At 50.9% G+C, this 17909-nt stretch carries 1 protein-coding gene; it reads right to left on the reverse strand.

Annotation, left to right across the window (positions count from 1 at the left end; translation table 11 throughout):
* Positions 1 to 4 precede the first annotated feature (4 nt).
* Entirely contained in the window at positions 5 to 17425 is a 17421-nt protein-coding gene (locus tag M1D52_RS20390) for a DUF7507 domain-containing protein (RefSeq protein ID WP_457941583.1), read from the reverse strand.
* Positions 17426 to 17909 lie beyond the last annotated feature (484 nt).

Genomic DNA, 17909 nt, shown 5'->3' on the forward strand with positions numbered 1-17909 from the left:
CTTATTAATAACTTCGTTTAAGCAAGATCCAACCTTTATGAGTTTCCTTATTGCCCCCATTAGATAGTTGAAGGATGTAGTAATACGTACCTTCATTTAATCCTTGTCCATCCCACGTATTGTTATAATTCTCACTCTTATAAACCTCGTTACCCCATCGGTTGAATATGACAAGTTCTGCCCGTTCGTATCCTTCTAGTCCGATAATGACAAACAAGTCGTTTTTACCATCTCCATTTGGTGTAATGGCATTCGGTATCTTCAATGGATTTGGCTTAATAGTAATCGTCACGGTTGCCACATTCGTCCAATTACCGTTTGCATCCTTCACGCGATAGGTAAACGTTTCGGTACCGGTATATCCCGGGTTAGGGGTATAAATGAGGTTACCGTCGGTTCCTATCGTAATTGTTCCATGCATTGGTTGTTGGATAATTTCAAAGCTTGAAGGATCAAAGGCTGCATCTCCCGGACTGTCGTTGTCTAATACCGGAATAGTCACTGGTTTTCCTGACTCCGTTTCCGTCAAATCGTCCGAAGCCTCCGGTTTAACGATATCAACCGGTAAAGATGGCGAACTCGGCTGTTGAGGTGTTGTGGTACCAGAGCCATTTGGATCAGAGACCGTCGCTGTATTCGCAATCTCCAGGATATCCGTCAAGTCGTTATTTACCCTTACCTTAAAGCTTACACTTCGTTGTTCACCGTAAGGAATATTGATAGTCCAATTAAGTGCACCGTTTGCAAGACTTCCACCACTATCTGCGCTTCCCTCGATATAAGAGGTACCAGCCGGAATGGCATCTTGGATGGTCAATCCCTCCAGATCAACATCACCCGTATTCGCTACTGTAATGGTGTAGGTCAGCTCTTCGCCGGCTTTCACTTTTCCATCGCCGTTTGCATCAGCAACCGTTTTATTGGCAACAAAGCTTCTATTATTGCTTGTTGGTACAGGCGGAGCACTTGGCTCTTGCGGTGTTGTGTTTGGACTAAGCGGATTTGTTACTTTCGCTGTGTTCACAATTTGCGGTATACCGCTCAGGTTATTCTGCACCTTCACCTTAAAGCTCACGCTCCGTGTTTGGCCATAAGGCACATCCAGCGTCCAATTCAATACCTTGTCAGTGATCACACCACCATTGCTGGCGCTACCCTGTACATAGTCTGTTCCTACAGGGACTGGGTCACTAATATGTAAGTCTTCCAGATCTACATTACCGGTATTCTCTACACTGATTGTATACGTTAATTCTTCGCCGGATTCAGCTCGACCATTGCCATTTGCGTCACTTACGGTTTTTTGCGATTTGAAGCTACTGATGATCGTCGGTTGTAATGGCGTCGTCTCACAAGTTGTACAGCCAGGCTTCGGATCCGCTGTTGGCGTAGTCACTTGTACAGTGTTTACCAATGGTTCCGTAAAGTTTCCTGGAGTCTGTACCGTTACCGTATAGGTCACCACTGCCCCGTTAGGCAAAGTAGCTATGGTTTCATTGATATCACCGGTTCCGCTTGTATTCGGTAAGGTCACCGTTCCGGTGGTTACCGCTGCTGTCCAGCCCGTAATAGTGGTTCCCGCAGGAGCCGTATCCTTTACGTTCACCGCGGTTGCATCGCTCGGTCCGTTGTTGGTCACCGTAATGGTATAGTCAACACTTTCACCAGGGGTGTAAGTTGTTTTACCCGCCTCGCTGGTTACCTTCACCGTCACGATGTCCGCTTTCGGTGCAGGATCCAACGGAGGTGTCGTACATTGCGTACAGCTCGGGTCGGGATCTTCCGTCGGTGTCGTTACCTCCACCGCGTTCACCAGTTCGCCGGTGAAGTCGGACGGGGTCAGTACCGTTACCGTATAGGTCACCACCGCGCCGTTCGGAAGCGTTCCTATTGTTTCATTGATATCACCGGTTCCGCTGGTATTCGGCAAGGTCACCGTACCGTTGGTCACCACAGCCGTCCAGTTCGTTATCGTTGTACCGGCAGGGGCCGTATCCTTTACGTTCACGGCCGTCGCATCGCTCGGTCCGTTGTTGGTCACCGTAATGGTGTAATCCACACTTTCTCCCGGCGTGTAGGTAGTTTTACCGGCCTCGCTCACAACCTTCACCGTTACGATGTCCGCTTTCGGTGCAGGATCCAACGGAGGGGTGGTACATTGCGTACAGCTCGGGTCGGGATCTTCCGTCGGTGTCGTTACCTCCACCGCGTTCACCAGTTCGCCGGTGAAGTCGGACGGGGTCAGTACCGTTACCGTATAGGTCACCACTGCCCCGTTCGGAAGCGTGGCTATGGTTTCATTGATATCACCGGTTCCGCTGGTATTTGGCAAGGTCACCGTACCGTTGGTCACCACAGCCGTCCAGTTCGTTATCGTTGTACCGGCAGGGGCCGTATCCTTTACGTTCACGGCCGTCGCATCGCTCGGTCCGTTGTTGGTCACCGTGATGGTATAGTCCACACTTTCACCAGGCGTGTAAGTTGTTTTACCTGCTTCGCTGGTTACCTTCACCGTCACAATGTCCGCTTTCGGTGCAGGATCCAACGGAGGTGTCGTACATTGCGTACAGCTCGGATCGGGATCTTCCGTCGGTGTCGTTACCTCCACCGCGTTCACCAGTTCGCCGGTGAAGTCGGACGGGGTCTGCACCGTTACCGTATAGGTCACCACCGCACCGTTCGGAAGCGTAGCGATCGTTTCATTGATATCACCGGTTCCGCTTGTATTCGGTAAGCTCACCGTTCCGTTGGTCACCACAGCAGTCCAGCCTGTGATCGTCGTACCGGCAGGGGCCGTATCCTTTACGTTCACGGCGGTCGCATCGCTCGGTCCGTTATTGGTCACCGTGATGGTATAGTCCACACTTTCACCAGGCGTGTAAGTTGTTTTACCTGCTTCGCTGGTTACCTTCACCGTCACAATGTCCGCTTTCGGTGCAGGATCCAACGGAGGTGTCGTACATTGCGTACAGCTCGGATCGGGATCCTCCGTCGGTGTGGTCACCTCCACCGCGTTCACCAGTTCGCCGGTGAAGTCGGATGGGGTCTGCACCGTTACCGTATAGGTTACCACCGCGCCGTTCGGAAGCGTTCCTATTGTTTCATTGATATCACCGGTTCCGCTGGTATTCGGCAGGGTCACCGTACCGTTGGTCACCACAGCCGTCCAGTTCGTTATCGTTGTACCGGCAGGGGCCGTATCCTTTACGTTCACGGCCGTCGCATCGCTCGGTCCGTTGTTGGTCACCGTAATGGTGTAGTCTACCGACTCGCCCGGCGTAAATTCCGTTTTACCTGCTTCGCTGGTTACCTTCACCGTTACGATGTCCGCTTTCGGTGCAGGATCCAACGGAGGTGTCGTACATTGCGTACAGCTCGGATCGGGATCTTCCGTCGGTGTCGTCACCTCTACCGCGTTCACCAGTTCGCCGGTGAAGTCGGACGGGGTCAGTACCGTTACCGTATAGGTCACCACCGCGCCGTTCGGAAGCGTGGCTATGGTTTCATTGATATCACCGGTTCCGCTTGTATTCGGCAAGGTCACCGTTCCGGTGGTTACCGCTGCTGTCCAGCCCGTAATAGTGGTTCCCGCAGGAGCCGTATCCTTTACGTTCACGGCCGTCGCATCGCTCGGTCCGTTGTTGGTTACCGTAATGGTATAGTCAACACTTTCACCAGGGGTGTAGGTTGTTTTACCCGCCTCGCTGGTTACCTTAACCGTTACGATGTCCGCTTTCGGTGCAGGATCCAACGGAGGTGTCGTACATTGCGTACAGCTCGGGTCGGGATCCTCCGTCGGTGTGGTCACCTCCACCGCGTTCACCAGTTCGCCGGTGAAGTCGGACGGGGTCAGTACCGTTACCGTATAGGTCACCACTGCCCCGTTCGGAAGCGTGGCTATGGTTTCATTGATATCACCGGTTCCGCTGGTATTCGGCAAGGTCACCGTACCGTTGGTCACCACAGCCGTCCAGTTCGTTATCGTTGTACCGGCAGGGGCCGTATCCTTTACGTTCACGGCCGTCGCATCGCTCGGTCCGTTGTTGGTCACCGTAATGGTGTAATCCACACTTTCACCAGGGGTGTAAGTTGTTTTACCCGCCTCGCTCACAACCTTCACCGTTACGATGTCCGCTTTCGGTGCAGGATCCAACGGAGGTGTCGTACATTGCGTACAGCTCGGGTCGGGATCTTCCGTCGGTGTCGTTATCTCCACCGCGTTCACCAGTTCGCCGCTGAAGTCGGACGGGGTCAGTACCGTTACCGTATAGGTCACCACTGCGCCGTTCGGTAGCGTTCCTATTGTTTCATTGATATCACCGCTACCTGACGTGTTAGGAAGCGTAACGGTGCCTGTCGTAACAACCGCTGTCCAGTTCGTAATGGTGGTTCCCGCAGGGGCCGTGTCTTTTACGTTCACGGCCGTCGCATCGCTCGGTCCGTTGTTGGTTACCGTAATGGTATAGTCAACACTTTCACCAGGGGTGTAGGTTGTTTTACCCGCCTCGCTCGTTACCTTAACCGTCACGATGTCCGCTTTCGGTGCAGGATCCAACGGAGGTGTCGTACATTGCGTACAGCTCGGGTCGGGATCCTCCGTCGGTGTGGTCACCTCCACCGCGTTCACCAGTTCGCCGGTGAAGTCGGACGGGGTCAGTACCGTTACCGTATAGGTCACCACTGCCCCGTTCGGAAGCGTGGCTATGGTTTCATTGATATCACCGGTTCCGCTGGTATTCGGCAAGGTCACCGTACCGTTGGTCACCACAGCCGTCCAGTTCGTTATCGTTGTACCGGCAGGAGCCGTATCCTTTACATTAACGGCCGTCGCATCGCTCGGTCCATTGTTGGTCACCGTAATGGTATAGTCAACACTTTCACCAGGGGTAAACTCCGTTTTACCTGCTTCGCTCACAACCTTCACCGTCACGATGTCCGCTTTCGGTGCAGGATCCAACGGAGGTGTCGTACATTGCGTACAGCTCGGGTCGGGATCTTCCGTCGGTGTCGTTATCTCCACCGCGTTCACCAGTTCGCCGCTGAAGTCGGACGGGGTCAGTACCGTTACCGTATAGGTCACCACTGCGCCGTTCGGTAGCGTTCCTATTGTTTCATTGATATCACCGCTACCTGACGTGTTAGGAAGCGTAACGGTGCCTGTCGTAACAACCGCTGTCCAGTTCGTAATGGTGGTTCCCGCAGGGGCCGTATCCTTTACGTTCACGGCTGTCGCATCGCTCGGACCGTTGTTGGTTACCGTAATGGTGTAGTCAACACTTTCACCAGGGGTGTAAGTTGTTTTACCCGCTTCGCTCACAACCTTCACCGTCACGATGTCCGCTTTCGGTGCAGGATCCAACGGAGGTGTCGTACATTGCGTACAGCTCGGGTCGGGATCTTCCGTCGGTGTCGTTACCTCCACCGCGTTCACCAGTTCGCCGGTGAAGTCGGACGGGGTCTGCACCGTTACCGTATAGGTCACCACCGCGCCGTTCGGCAAAGTAGCTATTGTTTCATTGATATCACCGGTTCCGCTGGTATTCGGCAAGGTCACCGTACCGTTGGTCACCACAGCCGTCCAGTTCGTTATCGTTGTACCGGCAGGAGCCGTATCCTTTACGTTCACGGCCGTCGCATCGCTCGGTCCGTTATTGGTCACCGTAATGGTGTAATCAACACTTTCACCAGGGGTAAACTCCGTTTTACCTGCTTCGCTCACAACCTTCACCGTCACAATGTCCGCTTTCGGATCAGGTGTCAACGGAGGGGTGGTACATTGCGTACAGCTCGGGTCGGGATCTTCCGTCGGTGTGGTCACCTCCACCGCGTTCACCAGCTCACCGGTGAAGTCGGACGGGGTCAGTACCGTTACCGTATAGGTCACCACCGCTCCGTTCGGAAGCGTAGCTATCGTTTCATTGATATCACCGGTTCCGCTGGTATTCGGTAAGGTCACCGTACCGTTGGTCACCACAGCCGTCCAGTTCGTAATAGTGGTTCCCGCAGGAGCCGTATCTTTTACATTAACGGCCGTCGCATCGCTCGGTCCGTTGTTGGTCACCGTAATGGTGTAATCCACACTTTCACCAGGGGTGTAAGTTGTTTTACCCGCCTCGCTCACAACCTTCACCGTTACGATGTCCGCTTTCGGTGCAGGATCCAACGGAGGTGTCGTACATTGCGTACAGCTCGGGTCGGGATCTTCCGTCGGTGTCGTTATCTCCACCGCGTTCACCAGTTCGCCGCTGAAGTCGGACGGGGTCAGTACCGTTACCGTATAGGTCACCACTGCGCCGTTCGGTAGCGTTCCTATTGTTTCATTGATATCACCGCTACCTGACGTGTTAGGAAGCGTAACGGTGCCTGTCGTAACAACCGCTGTCCAGTTCGTAATGGTGGTTCCCGCAGGGGCCGTGTCTTTTACGTTCACGGCTGTCGCATCGCTCGGACCGTTGTTGGTTACCGTAATGGTGTAGTCAACACTTTCACCAGGGGTGTAAGTTGTTTTACCCGCTTCGCTCACAACCTTCACCGTCACGATGTCCGCTTTCGGTGCAGGATCCAACGGAGGTGTCGTACATTGCGTACAGCTCGGGTCGGGATCTTCCGTCGGTGTCGTTACCTCCACCGCGTTCACCAGTTCGCCGGTGAAGTCGGACGGGGTCTGCACCGTTACCGTATAGGTCACCACCGCGCCGTTCGGCAAAGTAGCTATTGTTTCATTGATATCACCGGTTCCGCTGGTATTCGGCAAGGTCACCGTACCGTTGGTCACCACAGCCGTCCAGTTACTGATCGTTGTGCCGGCAGGGGCCGTATCCTTGACGTTCACGGCGGTCGCATCGCTCGGTCCGTTATTGGTCACCGTAATGGTGTAGTCAACACTTTCACCAGGGGTAAACTCCGTTTTACCGGCCTCGCTGGTTACCTTAACCGTCACGATGTCCGCTTTCGGTGCAGGATCCAACGGAGGTGTCGTACATTGCGTACAGCTCGGATCGGGATCCTCCGTCGGTGTCGTTACCTCCACCGCATTCACCAGTTCGCCGGTGAAGTCGGACGGGGTCTGCACCGTTACCGTATAGGTCACCACTGCTCCGTTCGGAAGCGTGGCGATTGTTTCATTGATATCACCGCTACCTGACGTGTTAGGAAGCGTAACGGTGCCTGTTGTTACCACAGCGGTCCAGTTACTGATCGTCGTTCCGGCAGGGGCCGTATCCTTTACGTTCACCGCTGTCGCATCGCTCGGACCGTTGTTGGTCACCGTAATGGTGTAATCAACACTTTCACCAGGGGTGTAGGTAGTTTTGCCCGCTTCGCTCACAACCTTCACCGTTACGATGTCCGCTTTCGGTGCAGGATCCAACGGAGGTGTCGTACATTGCGTACAGCTCGGGTCGGGATCTTCCGTCGGTGTCGTTACCTCCACCGCGTTCACCAGCTCACCGGTGAAGTCGGACGGGGTCAGTACCGTTACCGTATAGGTCACCACCGCTCCATTTGGCAGGGTAGGAATAGTTTCATTGATATCACCGCTACCACTTGTATTTGGCAGGGTCACCGTACCGTTGGTCACCACAGCCGTCCAGTTCGTTATCGTTGTACCGGCAGGGGCCGTATCCTTTACGTTCACGGCCGTCGCATCGCTCGGTCCGTTGTTGGTTACCGTAATGGTATAGTCAACACTTTCACCAGGGGTGTAAGTTGTTTTACCCGCCTCGCTCACAACCTTCACCGTTACGATGTCCGCTTTCGGTGCAGGATCCAACGGAGGTGTCGTACATTGCGTACAGCTCGGGTCGGGATCTTCCGTCGGTGTCGTTACCTCTACCGCATTCACCAGTTCGCCGGTGAAGTCGGACGGGGTCAGTACCGTTACCGTATAGGTCACCACCGCGCCGTTCGGAAGCGTTCCTATTGTTTCATTGATATCACCGGTTCCGCTTGTATTCGGCAAGGTCACCGTTCCGTTGGTCACCACAGCCGTCCAGTTCGTTATCGTTGTACCGGCAGGGGCCGTATCTTTTACGTTCACGGCCGTCGCATCGCTCGGACCGTTGTTGGTCACCGTAATGGTATAGTCTACCGACTCGCCCGGCGTAAACTCCGTTTTACCCGCCTCGCTGGTTACCTTAACCGTCACGATGTCCGCTTTCGGTGCAGGATCCAACGGAGGTGTCGTACATTGCGTACAGCTCGGGTCGGGATCTTCCGTCGGTGTGGTCACCTCCACCGCGTTCACCAGTTCGCCGGTGAAGTCGGACGGGGTCCGTACCGTTACCGTATAGGTCACCACTGCCCCGTTAGGCAAAGTAGCTATGGTTTCATTGATATCGCCGCTGCCGCTGGTATTCGGCAGGGTCACCGTACCGTTGGTCACCACAGCAGTCCAGCCTGTGATCGTCGTACCGGCAGGGGCCGTATCCTTTACGTTCACGGCCGTTGCATCGCTCGGTCCGTTGTTGGTCACCGTAATGGTGTAGTCAACACTTTCACCAGGGGTGTAAGTTGTTTTACCCGCCTCGCTCACAACCTTCACCGTTACGATGTCCGCTTTCGGTGCAGGATCCAACGGAGGTGTCGTACATTGCGTACAGCTCGGATCGGGATCTTCCGTCGGTGTCGTTACCTCCACCGCGTTCACCAGTTCGCCGGTGAAGTCGGACGGGGTCCGTACCGTTACCGTATAGGTCACCACTGCCCCGTTAGGCAAAGTAGCTATGGTTTCATTGATATCGCCGGTTCCGCTGGTATTCGGCAAGGTCACCGTACCGTTGGTCACCACAGCAGTCCAGCCTGTGATCGTCGTACCGGCAGGGGCCGTATCCTTTACGTTCACGGCCGTCGCATCGCTCGGTCCGTTGTTGGTCACCGTAATGGTGTAGTCTACCGACTCGCCCGGCGTAAACTCCGTTTTACCTGCTTCGCTGGTTACCTTAACCGTCACGATGTCCGCTTTCGGTGCAGGATCCAACGGAGGTGTCGTACATTGCGTACAGCTCGGATCGGGATCTTCCGTCGGTGTCGTCACCTCTACCGCGTTCACCAGTTCGCCGCTGAAGTCGGACGGGGTCTGCACCGTTACCGTATAGGTCACCACTGCTCCATTTGGCAGGGTAGGAATAGTTTCATTGATATCACCGCTACCTGACGTGTTCGGAAGCGTAACGGTGCCTGTCGTAACAACCGCTGTCCAGTTCGTAATGGTGGTTCCCGCAGGGGCCGTATCCTTTACGTTCACGGCTGTCGCATCGCTCGGACCGTTGTTGGTCACCGTAATGGTGTAGTCAACACTTTCACCAGGGGTAAACTCCGTTTTACCTGCTTCGCTGGTTACCTTCACGGTGTTGATATCTGCCTGTGACACGTAGCTCAAGACCACATCGTCAAAAGCAACACAGGTTCCATTAGTAACTGTCCATCGCAAGGTCACAGACGTATTCGGATCCAATGTGATGGCTGCATTCGGATTGGTAACATCCACTATTCCAACCGCCGGTGTTCCGCTAACCACACTCCACTCACCGGTTCCAACCGTCGGTGTTGTGGCATTCAATGTAAACACACCGCCGTTGTACAGCGTTTCATCTGCTCCAGCGTCTGCGATAGGCTTCTCATAGATCGTCACACTAAAACTCTCTTCGTCAAAACAGCTTTCAGTAGATTCCGGTATAAATTGATAGTCAGCCGAAAAGTCAGATATTGTCCAATCTTTGATATAATTATCAGTGTGATAGGTTTCTACGGAAATAACGATGCTAATGTTGCCGGCTACCAAATCACTGACAGGCACCACCCCAATTATGTCTATATCAACTGGACTTCCCACGGGAGTTTCTGTTAATAGCGCGTAGTTTATTTCGGTATTTGTTGCATTGTTGATAATAGACACCCGGCCTGCATACCCTCTTCCGTTATCAGGACCGTTGTTTGTAATCCTAACCTTCGGGTTAATCTGCACCGCAGAACCAAAACATGCCGGAGAGCCTGTCAGTACTACGTCCCCCACAACCGTTTTATACGTTTGACTGATTGCTTGTGGATCGGTGGCATCATAGTTAATCACCGTTGGCACGCCTTCCCAAAGCCCCTGATCATAGGTGTTTGTCAGATAATGGGGCACAAAGGAAAAAATAGCTTCGATGTCCGCTTGACTGACTTTTGTCGTTTTCACAACTGATAGTGATCCAGCACAATTCGTTTGTCCTTCCGCCCTGTCATATATATATAAATTTGTCGTTCCTAGAGTGGTTATCGAATCTCCAGCCACATACTTTTGCCCTCCACCGCCTGGTACTGTATAATAAGCCTCGTTACCTGTCAGATTAACCCCGGTGATTTCAGGCAGCACATACGTTTCGCAAGCTTCTTGGTTTTCAATAGGTTCAATATGAGGTGCTGATTGAATCATTAGCGTAACAGGCGTTCTTGTTGGACTCGAACAAGACCCATTTGTCGCTTCTGCATAATACGTTATTGTTCCGATGGCATTTAAAATCGGATTATTCACTACGTTCCCACCCACAGGAGCATCATACCAAACAAGCATTTCGCCACTCCTTACAGTTGCGGTGGCGGTCAGCGTCTGTACCGGGTTTTCTGCACAGGCAATCTGATTGCCGCCGCTTGTCGGTGCAGCAGGAGGCAGTGGCGCTTCATTAATGGTCACGCTAACCGGGTCGCTATCACATCCATCCGCATCTCTGACTACCAGTTGATAATTCCCTGGCGCAAGATCCGTAAAGACGTTACTGCTCACAAATGGTCCGCCGTTGATCGAATAACTCGCTCCGTTGTAACGCGGTAGGATAATGGTGCCCGTCGTAACTGAACAATCTGGCTGAGTAACTTCCGGTGTAGGCGCTTGCGGTGCCTCATCAATTGTTACCTCCGTCGCCAGACTCACACAATTGGTTACTGTATTCCTGGCCGTCACTTGATACGTACCGGCAGCAACTGCCCCAAACAAAGGATTTGCTTGATAGGTCGCTCCGTCAATGGAATATTCAAATTCAGTACCTAATGGCGAAAGCACTTCGATACTTCCTTCTCCGTTTAAGCAACTAGGTTGGCCAACCCGCAGTTCCGGCCGCGCAATGAGCACTACCTCAACCGGTGCAATAGAACTACAACCGGTTGCCGGGTTCGTACCCATAATATAATAAGTACCTGAAACAGCAATCGCTTCAGGATTTGCTAAAGGCGAAGTTGCCAGCGAATCAGTGAAATAAGTATAGGTTAAACCAGCTGTACTGCCTTGTGTCACGGCACTAGCGGTTATATCGACCGTTCCCGGTAAGCAAACTGCCGCCGGATCGGTAATGACCAGTACAGGTGGTTCATTGATCGTCACCTCAAACGATTTCTCATCAAAGCAGTTCTGCGCTACTTCCGGTAAAAATTTATAAGCTGATTTGAAATTTGATAAGGTCCAGTTCTTAGCGCCTACGTGGTAGGTCTCAACCACAATCATGATGCTGATGTTTCCGGCGAGCACATCTGCCACCGGTACCACACCTTCCACGTGCCCTTGGAATGTCGATCCAGCAGCGGGACTCGTTGGAAACCCACCGTTAAACAAACGCGTATTTGTTGCTGTATTAATAATGGAAAAATAACCAATACCACCAAAGCCGTTGGTAGGACCATCATTTGTTACGGTCACATCGGCCGAAATAAACACATCCGTACCAAAACAATTATCGGTATCACCAATGTTTACTTTGCCTATGATCGCTGGATAGGTCTGTCCGTCGACAATTGGGTCTGCCGCACTGTAGTTAATGGTTTGTGTACCCGTTCCACTCCAGAATGCCGGATTTATCGCCCGCGGATACTGCATCACCGTATTTTGGTTAACCATCTGATCGAAATCAACTTTAGGGTAACCCGTATTGGCTACCACGCTTAAGCTTCCCGCACAATTTTCTACGCGTCCGCTTTCATCGTATACATACAGCGTCGTAGTACCCACTGTAGTCAGCTGATCGCCCGGCAGGTATTTTATTCCGCCGGCATTTGGTTCAGTATAATATGCTTGATTTCCGGATAAGCCTGTGCCGATAATTTCCGGTAAGGTAAACACTTCACATACTGCAACATCCTCAATCTCATCCAGTACCGGAGACGCCGTAATACTCAATGTTACCGGCGTTCTGGTTGTGCTGGTACAGGTACCATTATCCGCTGCTGCGAAATAAGTAATTGTACCAACCGTATCTAGACTTGGATCTGTTACTACATTTCCACCTACCGGTGCGTCATACCAAATAAGCTGTGTTCCATCCGGTGCGGTGGCCGTCGCCGTTAATTTATCCGTAATATCTGAAATACAGGCTTGCTGGTTTCCACCGCTGGTTGGTGCCGCCGGTGCTTCGTTGATGGTAAGTTCAAAGCTTCGCTCTGCCGAACAAACTTGCGTATTGGCCGGTATAAACTGGTAGTTAGCTTCAAAGTTAGATACCGTCCAGTTCTTTACCGTGCTGTGAAGCGTTTCCAGGGAAACAATGATGGAAAGCTTTCCAGCTGCCAGATCCGCTAGTGGCACCACGCCTGTTACGGTTAGATCGATTGCGCGTCCAACCGGTGTTGAACGTAGCTGCGTAAGGTACAGGGTCTGGTTGGTCTCGTTATTCCAAATACCGAACTGCCCAGAATATGCGTTACCCGCTCCGGGACCATTATTCACTACAGTCACTTTTGCGGTTATTTGCACTTGCGTGCCGAAACACTCCGTAGCACCGGAGATATTGATATCGCCGGCAATCGTTTTATAGGTTTGCCCATTCCATGCCGGATCAGTTGCATTATAGTTTATCGTCGTACCAGCCGTTCCATTCCAAAAATTCGTATTGTCAACGCTATAAAGATAAGCGCCTCCCATATCAGCTTGGGTAAGCTTTGTATTGTTGGTGACAGACAAAGCGCCGGCGCAATTTTCTTTTGCCTCCGTTGCATCATACACATATAGCGTAGACGTGCCCAGAGCACTGATGACCTCACCAGGCATATATTTTGTGCCGGTACCCCCTGTACCTGTATAGTAGGCTTCGTTTCCTGTCAGATGTTCACCTTCAATAGCAGGCAACTCATAAGGACCGCAATTCGTCACATTACTGATTTCGGCTAATACGGGAGAAGCCACGATGTTAAGTGTCACCGGCGTGCGTGCAACACTCGTACAAACACCATCATCCGCGGTCGCATAATACGTAACCGTTCCGACGGCACTCAAGCTTGGATCCGTTACCACATTTCCACCGACTGGCGCATCGTACCAAACCAGATTTACGCCTGCCGGAACCGTAGCTGAGGCCGTCAATTTCCCGCCATTCAGGTCGGCCAAGCAGGCCTGTAGGTTACCGCCACTTATAGGTGCAGGAAGATCGCAAGGGTTAAGGCAGAACGCGGTAGGATCGTTGTTTTCCGATGTTTCTGGATTATCACTAAGGACTGTTATTCCCCCTACTTTAATCGTTGCTTGGTTCGTATAGCAAGTGCCATAAGCCGCATTATCCGCAACTTTCAAGGATACCCTAAACCTAAGCGGTTCACCCCCACTTGCAGGAGCGGGTGGCACCGTAATTCCGGAAATACGTAGGGTATTTCCATTAACGCTGACCGTCCCACCACCCGGAGTAGCCGGATTAACCGTGTTTGGCACCCAGCTTAGATCGGTTGAAGTCAAAATATCTTCAAATTCGTAGGTCATCGGCAGCATCTGGCTGTTATAGATGCTGAACTCAAATTCCACTACATCACCAGGTTTCAACCCTTCTGTCGGCATCAATATTTTTTTCTCCAAACGTGTAGGGAAACAAGCAGTGGCATCAAAACCGGGATAGGGTGTTACGGCTACAACGTTAACAAAGGCTCCATTTGCTGGATTATAACGATATAATCGCTCTGCCCCATTAGCAGGTGAACCGCTATTGGTAAAGAAATACACTCTACCCAATACGTCGTTCCATGCCCCACCAGCACCCACATTGGCAGGAAGCGTGCCGGAAGTTGGCGTTACAGCTTGCTGATTACCATTATTCGGATTAGTACGAATAAGCACATTTCCCGCAAGTCCATATAACATCCCATCGTAAGGAGAAAATGCCAAATCTGCAGGAACATAATTGCCACTCAGTTTTACGGTGGTATAAGTCATGGTAGTTAAATCCACCGTAACCAAGTACCTATTTGTAGCAACGTTAGTGGTGACCATACCGTAAAATTTATTGTTAAGCCCCACTACACCCGGTGCTAAGTTAACAATACCTCCATTTGCATTAACAGCTGCATTTGTTGTCCACCTAGGTAATCCAGGTGCCTGTCCAGGAACCGGAGTAGGTGCCCCTAGCCGTCTCACAGTACCCTTTGCATCAAATTGCACGATGTCACCAGCAGTTAAGGACGGCACCGTTCCGACGGCATATCCATATATCAAATTATCCTCAAAATTAAAGCCGATTCCATTATACTGATCCGCTATTGAGGGTGTAATCGTAGCATGTACCGTGTTCGGGTTACCGGCATCCACAATAGAAAGAATTGATGGTACCGTTCCACCTGTGGTACTTACCAAATAAGCTGATCCATTACACTCAAATGGGATGGGACAATTACTTCCCAGCGTAATACCCGCCGAGGGTGCAGAAGCGCAACCGCTTGCTAACACACCACTTACCGTAAACACCCCCATTTGACCGGTAGTTGGTTGGTAACTTACTCCAGTCGCACCAGCCAATAATTCGCCGTCCATATACCATTGATAGCTTACCCAAGCCGGATCAGGATTTTTTACTTCTATTACGGCATCTGGAAGACAAGTCGCTAAAGGATTCTGAAAGCCAATTGTTGGCGGATTGTAAACCATTTTAAAACCATCAAAAACCAAATAAGATCTTCCTGCGGGGCCCGAATAAGCCACCATATAAATTCGATCGTATGTTTCGGTAGATGTAAAACTAAAACTGTATTCTTTCCAGGTTGGATTGGTAGATGATATCGCGTTATTGATGAGCGGTGAATCGCCTAGCGGATGGGCAGTAGAAAAATCCGCTTCGCCAGGTTTTACTCCATAAAATTTAAAGTAACCCGGAGCCGTGTACGGGTCATTTACTAGATAGCCTGCTGAAAAAGTGAAGGTATAAGTACCCGCGGGTAATGGCGCAATCAGCGTATTCTGGAAATCCTCAAGACCTTGATTAGGCGCACCTCCATGCATCCCTCCCCAGGCAACACCATCTGATCCAGCTGGCAAATTAGTACTTGCTAGCCAACTAGCTGCTGGACGGGGGGACACACAACCTTTCGTAGGGTCATTAACCAACAGTTGTCCGCCCGTTTGAGTCGGGGCCGGTTGACTCGTTTTCCAAGATAGGGCATAAGCCAAGGTACCAGCGGCACTCAAATTTGGACATTGCGTGTAATCTTCCAAACTGCCATTTGCAAAATAATTTACGTAAGGATTGCAAGCCGGGTCATCGCAATCGGCCAGGCCGTTGCCGTCGTCGTCAATGCCGTTACCGCAGATTTCTACATCGGATAAGATGGTCAGCTTTACCGGTGTCCGGCTCGCACTTGGGCAAACACCACTGATATTGGTCTCCGCATAATAAGTTACTGAACCGATCGCATTAAGCGTAGGGCTAGCCACAACGTTACCTCCTGTAGGTGCATCGTACCAGATAATGCTTGCCCCCGTCGGAGCATCAGCAGGAAGCGTTGCTGATGCGGTCAATGTTTGTATTGGGTTGGTTGCCCTTACTTCCTGATCGCCTCCACTTATCGGCACGTTAGGTACCTGGTGAACGGTCAGCTGTACACTTTCTTCGATAGCACATACGACTGTTTCTATACGTAGTCTATAAGTGCCGTTGTTATCCGTAGTAAGGTTATCAAGTGTCAGTACCTCTTCGCTGGATACAACATTGCCATCCGGTCCGATCCAAGTATAAGAAACAATGGGATCAGACGACACGATCTGGGGTATAAAACTCACCGATTGCCCTACACAGGCTTCCTTTTTAGCTTCAGCAAAATTGATCAGCGTACCACTATAACTAGAAAAGTACCCATAGCGAGCGCCACCGTTGTTCGTATGAAAGACGCCCATATGGAAGCGTATACTCGGGTCATTATTTGACACGATGACAGCAGCTCCTGCCCCTACTAAAGTACTGGGTACTTCTACTCGAGCATAATACCAAGTTGAACCTGGTATAGGCTGAAAAGCCGCCGGTGCTAGCAAGGTGGTATTCCCGTTTACACTGAAGCCCGTGTTTGTCGGAGAGGCGATGTTAACGTAGAAGGCGGTATTGTTCGCTCTTACCACCTTTACAATGTTCGAACCGTTACATCCTAATTGAGACGGTAACAAACTAAATGATTCTTCGTCGGTGACACCTGACAGCTGTAGCGCGGTCACCTTCTTCGAACTTACTACGTGATAAGCGTTTGTTGCACCCGTATTTAAGGCATAGGTCTGTGTTGCATTTAAATTTGCAACTACCGAACCATTTACTGTTATTTGTGTTCCGTCTTCTACTGCCGTAAAATATACAACATCTGTCGTTGCGCGATAACCTCGAACTATTAAATATTCGGTGCCGATATTTTTTATCGGCACAATTTGTTCGCTCCCTAAATCTGCGGCGCCCGCGCCATATCGCATTAATTCAGAAAAAATAGTAATAGCAATTAATTTATCGGACGTCACTAAGCTACCCGATGTGGCTGGCCCAAGACCGGGTGTTTCAGCAAAATAGGTTTGACCTCGATGGAGGGTGATGGTGAAAGGCACACCAGCTGCACGACCGGTTATTGCCGCTTTGGGCGTTATGGTAACGTTCGTATTGTCTTCCGTAGCTAATACCAGGAACCCTTGCCGGCCATCAGGATCACGAACCGGCGACGTTTGTTGCATTGGTACCAGAAATTCGGTTCCGAGCGCTTCTCCGCCTTTCAGCGGCAGCAAATCGGGGCTTTGCTGCAAAGATCCCGGTTCATAGTAAATTGATATCTTGGCATTAGTCTGCACATGCACTCCGGTCCCACCTACACTATTTCCAACGTTATTAATAAGTAGTGCCACTTCGGCATCCGTTAAAGGAATGCTTCCGACGCTGTTAGCTGCAATATTGATCGTCTTCGGCACGAATCCAGATACCAAGGGTGCACTGAGTGTTACCGAAGCCGGCTGGTCGAATGTGGAAATATGGAACATCGATCCCGGTCGATATTTAACGTCCGTTGTCGGCAAGGCTAGCCAATACTCCCGGTCAAAGGTAACATTGGTTTGTGCCGCTACCTTCTCCATGCCAAGAAGCATGGAGATTAATAGCGGAAGGGTCATCCACTTGGTACGCCCAAGCATTAAACCCAACTTACCTAGTAAAAGTGTTAAAGGAAAGGTAGTGCTTTTATTCATGTCCTTACAATTGCGTTAGAATTCTTGTATCAGTTGCTGAAAACCGACAACTGTTAATAAGCCTTTTATATAGTAGATATGTATGAAAAGAGAGGCCCATTGATTTACGGCCTGACGCCGGTTATCCGAGCCCTATTGCTCTACGAAGTGATTATGAAGTAAAAATTAGAGTAAAGCTTCTGTCCATAGATATCATTTAATTAATTATTTATGTAAATTCGTGTAGTTACTTCATTTATATTCACAAATTAGCACACACATTTTTTCTCAAAATTCACCAATCAGCAAGGTTTCAGCAATAAGGGTTTTCCTATTGGGCTATCGTATTTTTACTATACAGCTGTCATATTTTTCCTAAGCGCACACGGCTCGCCTTTTTGAAGCGAGAAGTATGTAGATCATTAAAAAAATGGCATTATTAACTTCAGAGCAACCATTTTAGGCGCGGGCCGTGTGGAGAAGGTTGGCGGCAACGCTCGGGCAG

The sequence above is a fragment of the Olivibacter sp. SA151 genome (assembly GCF_054130995.1).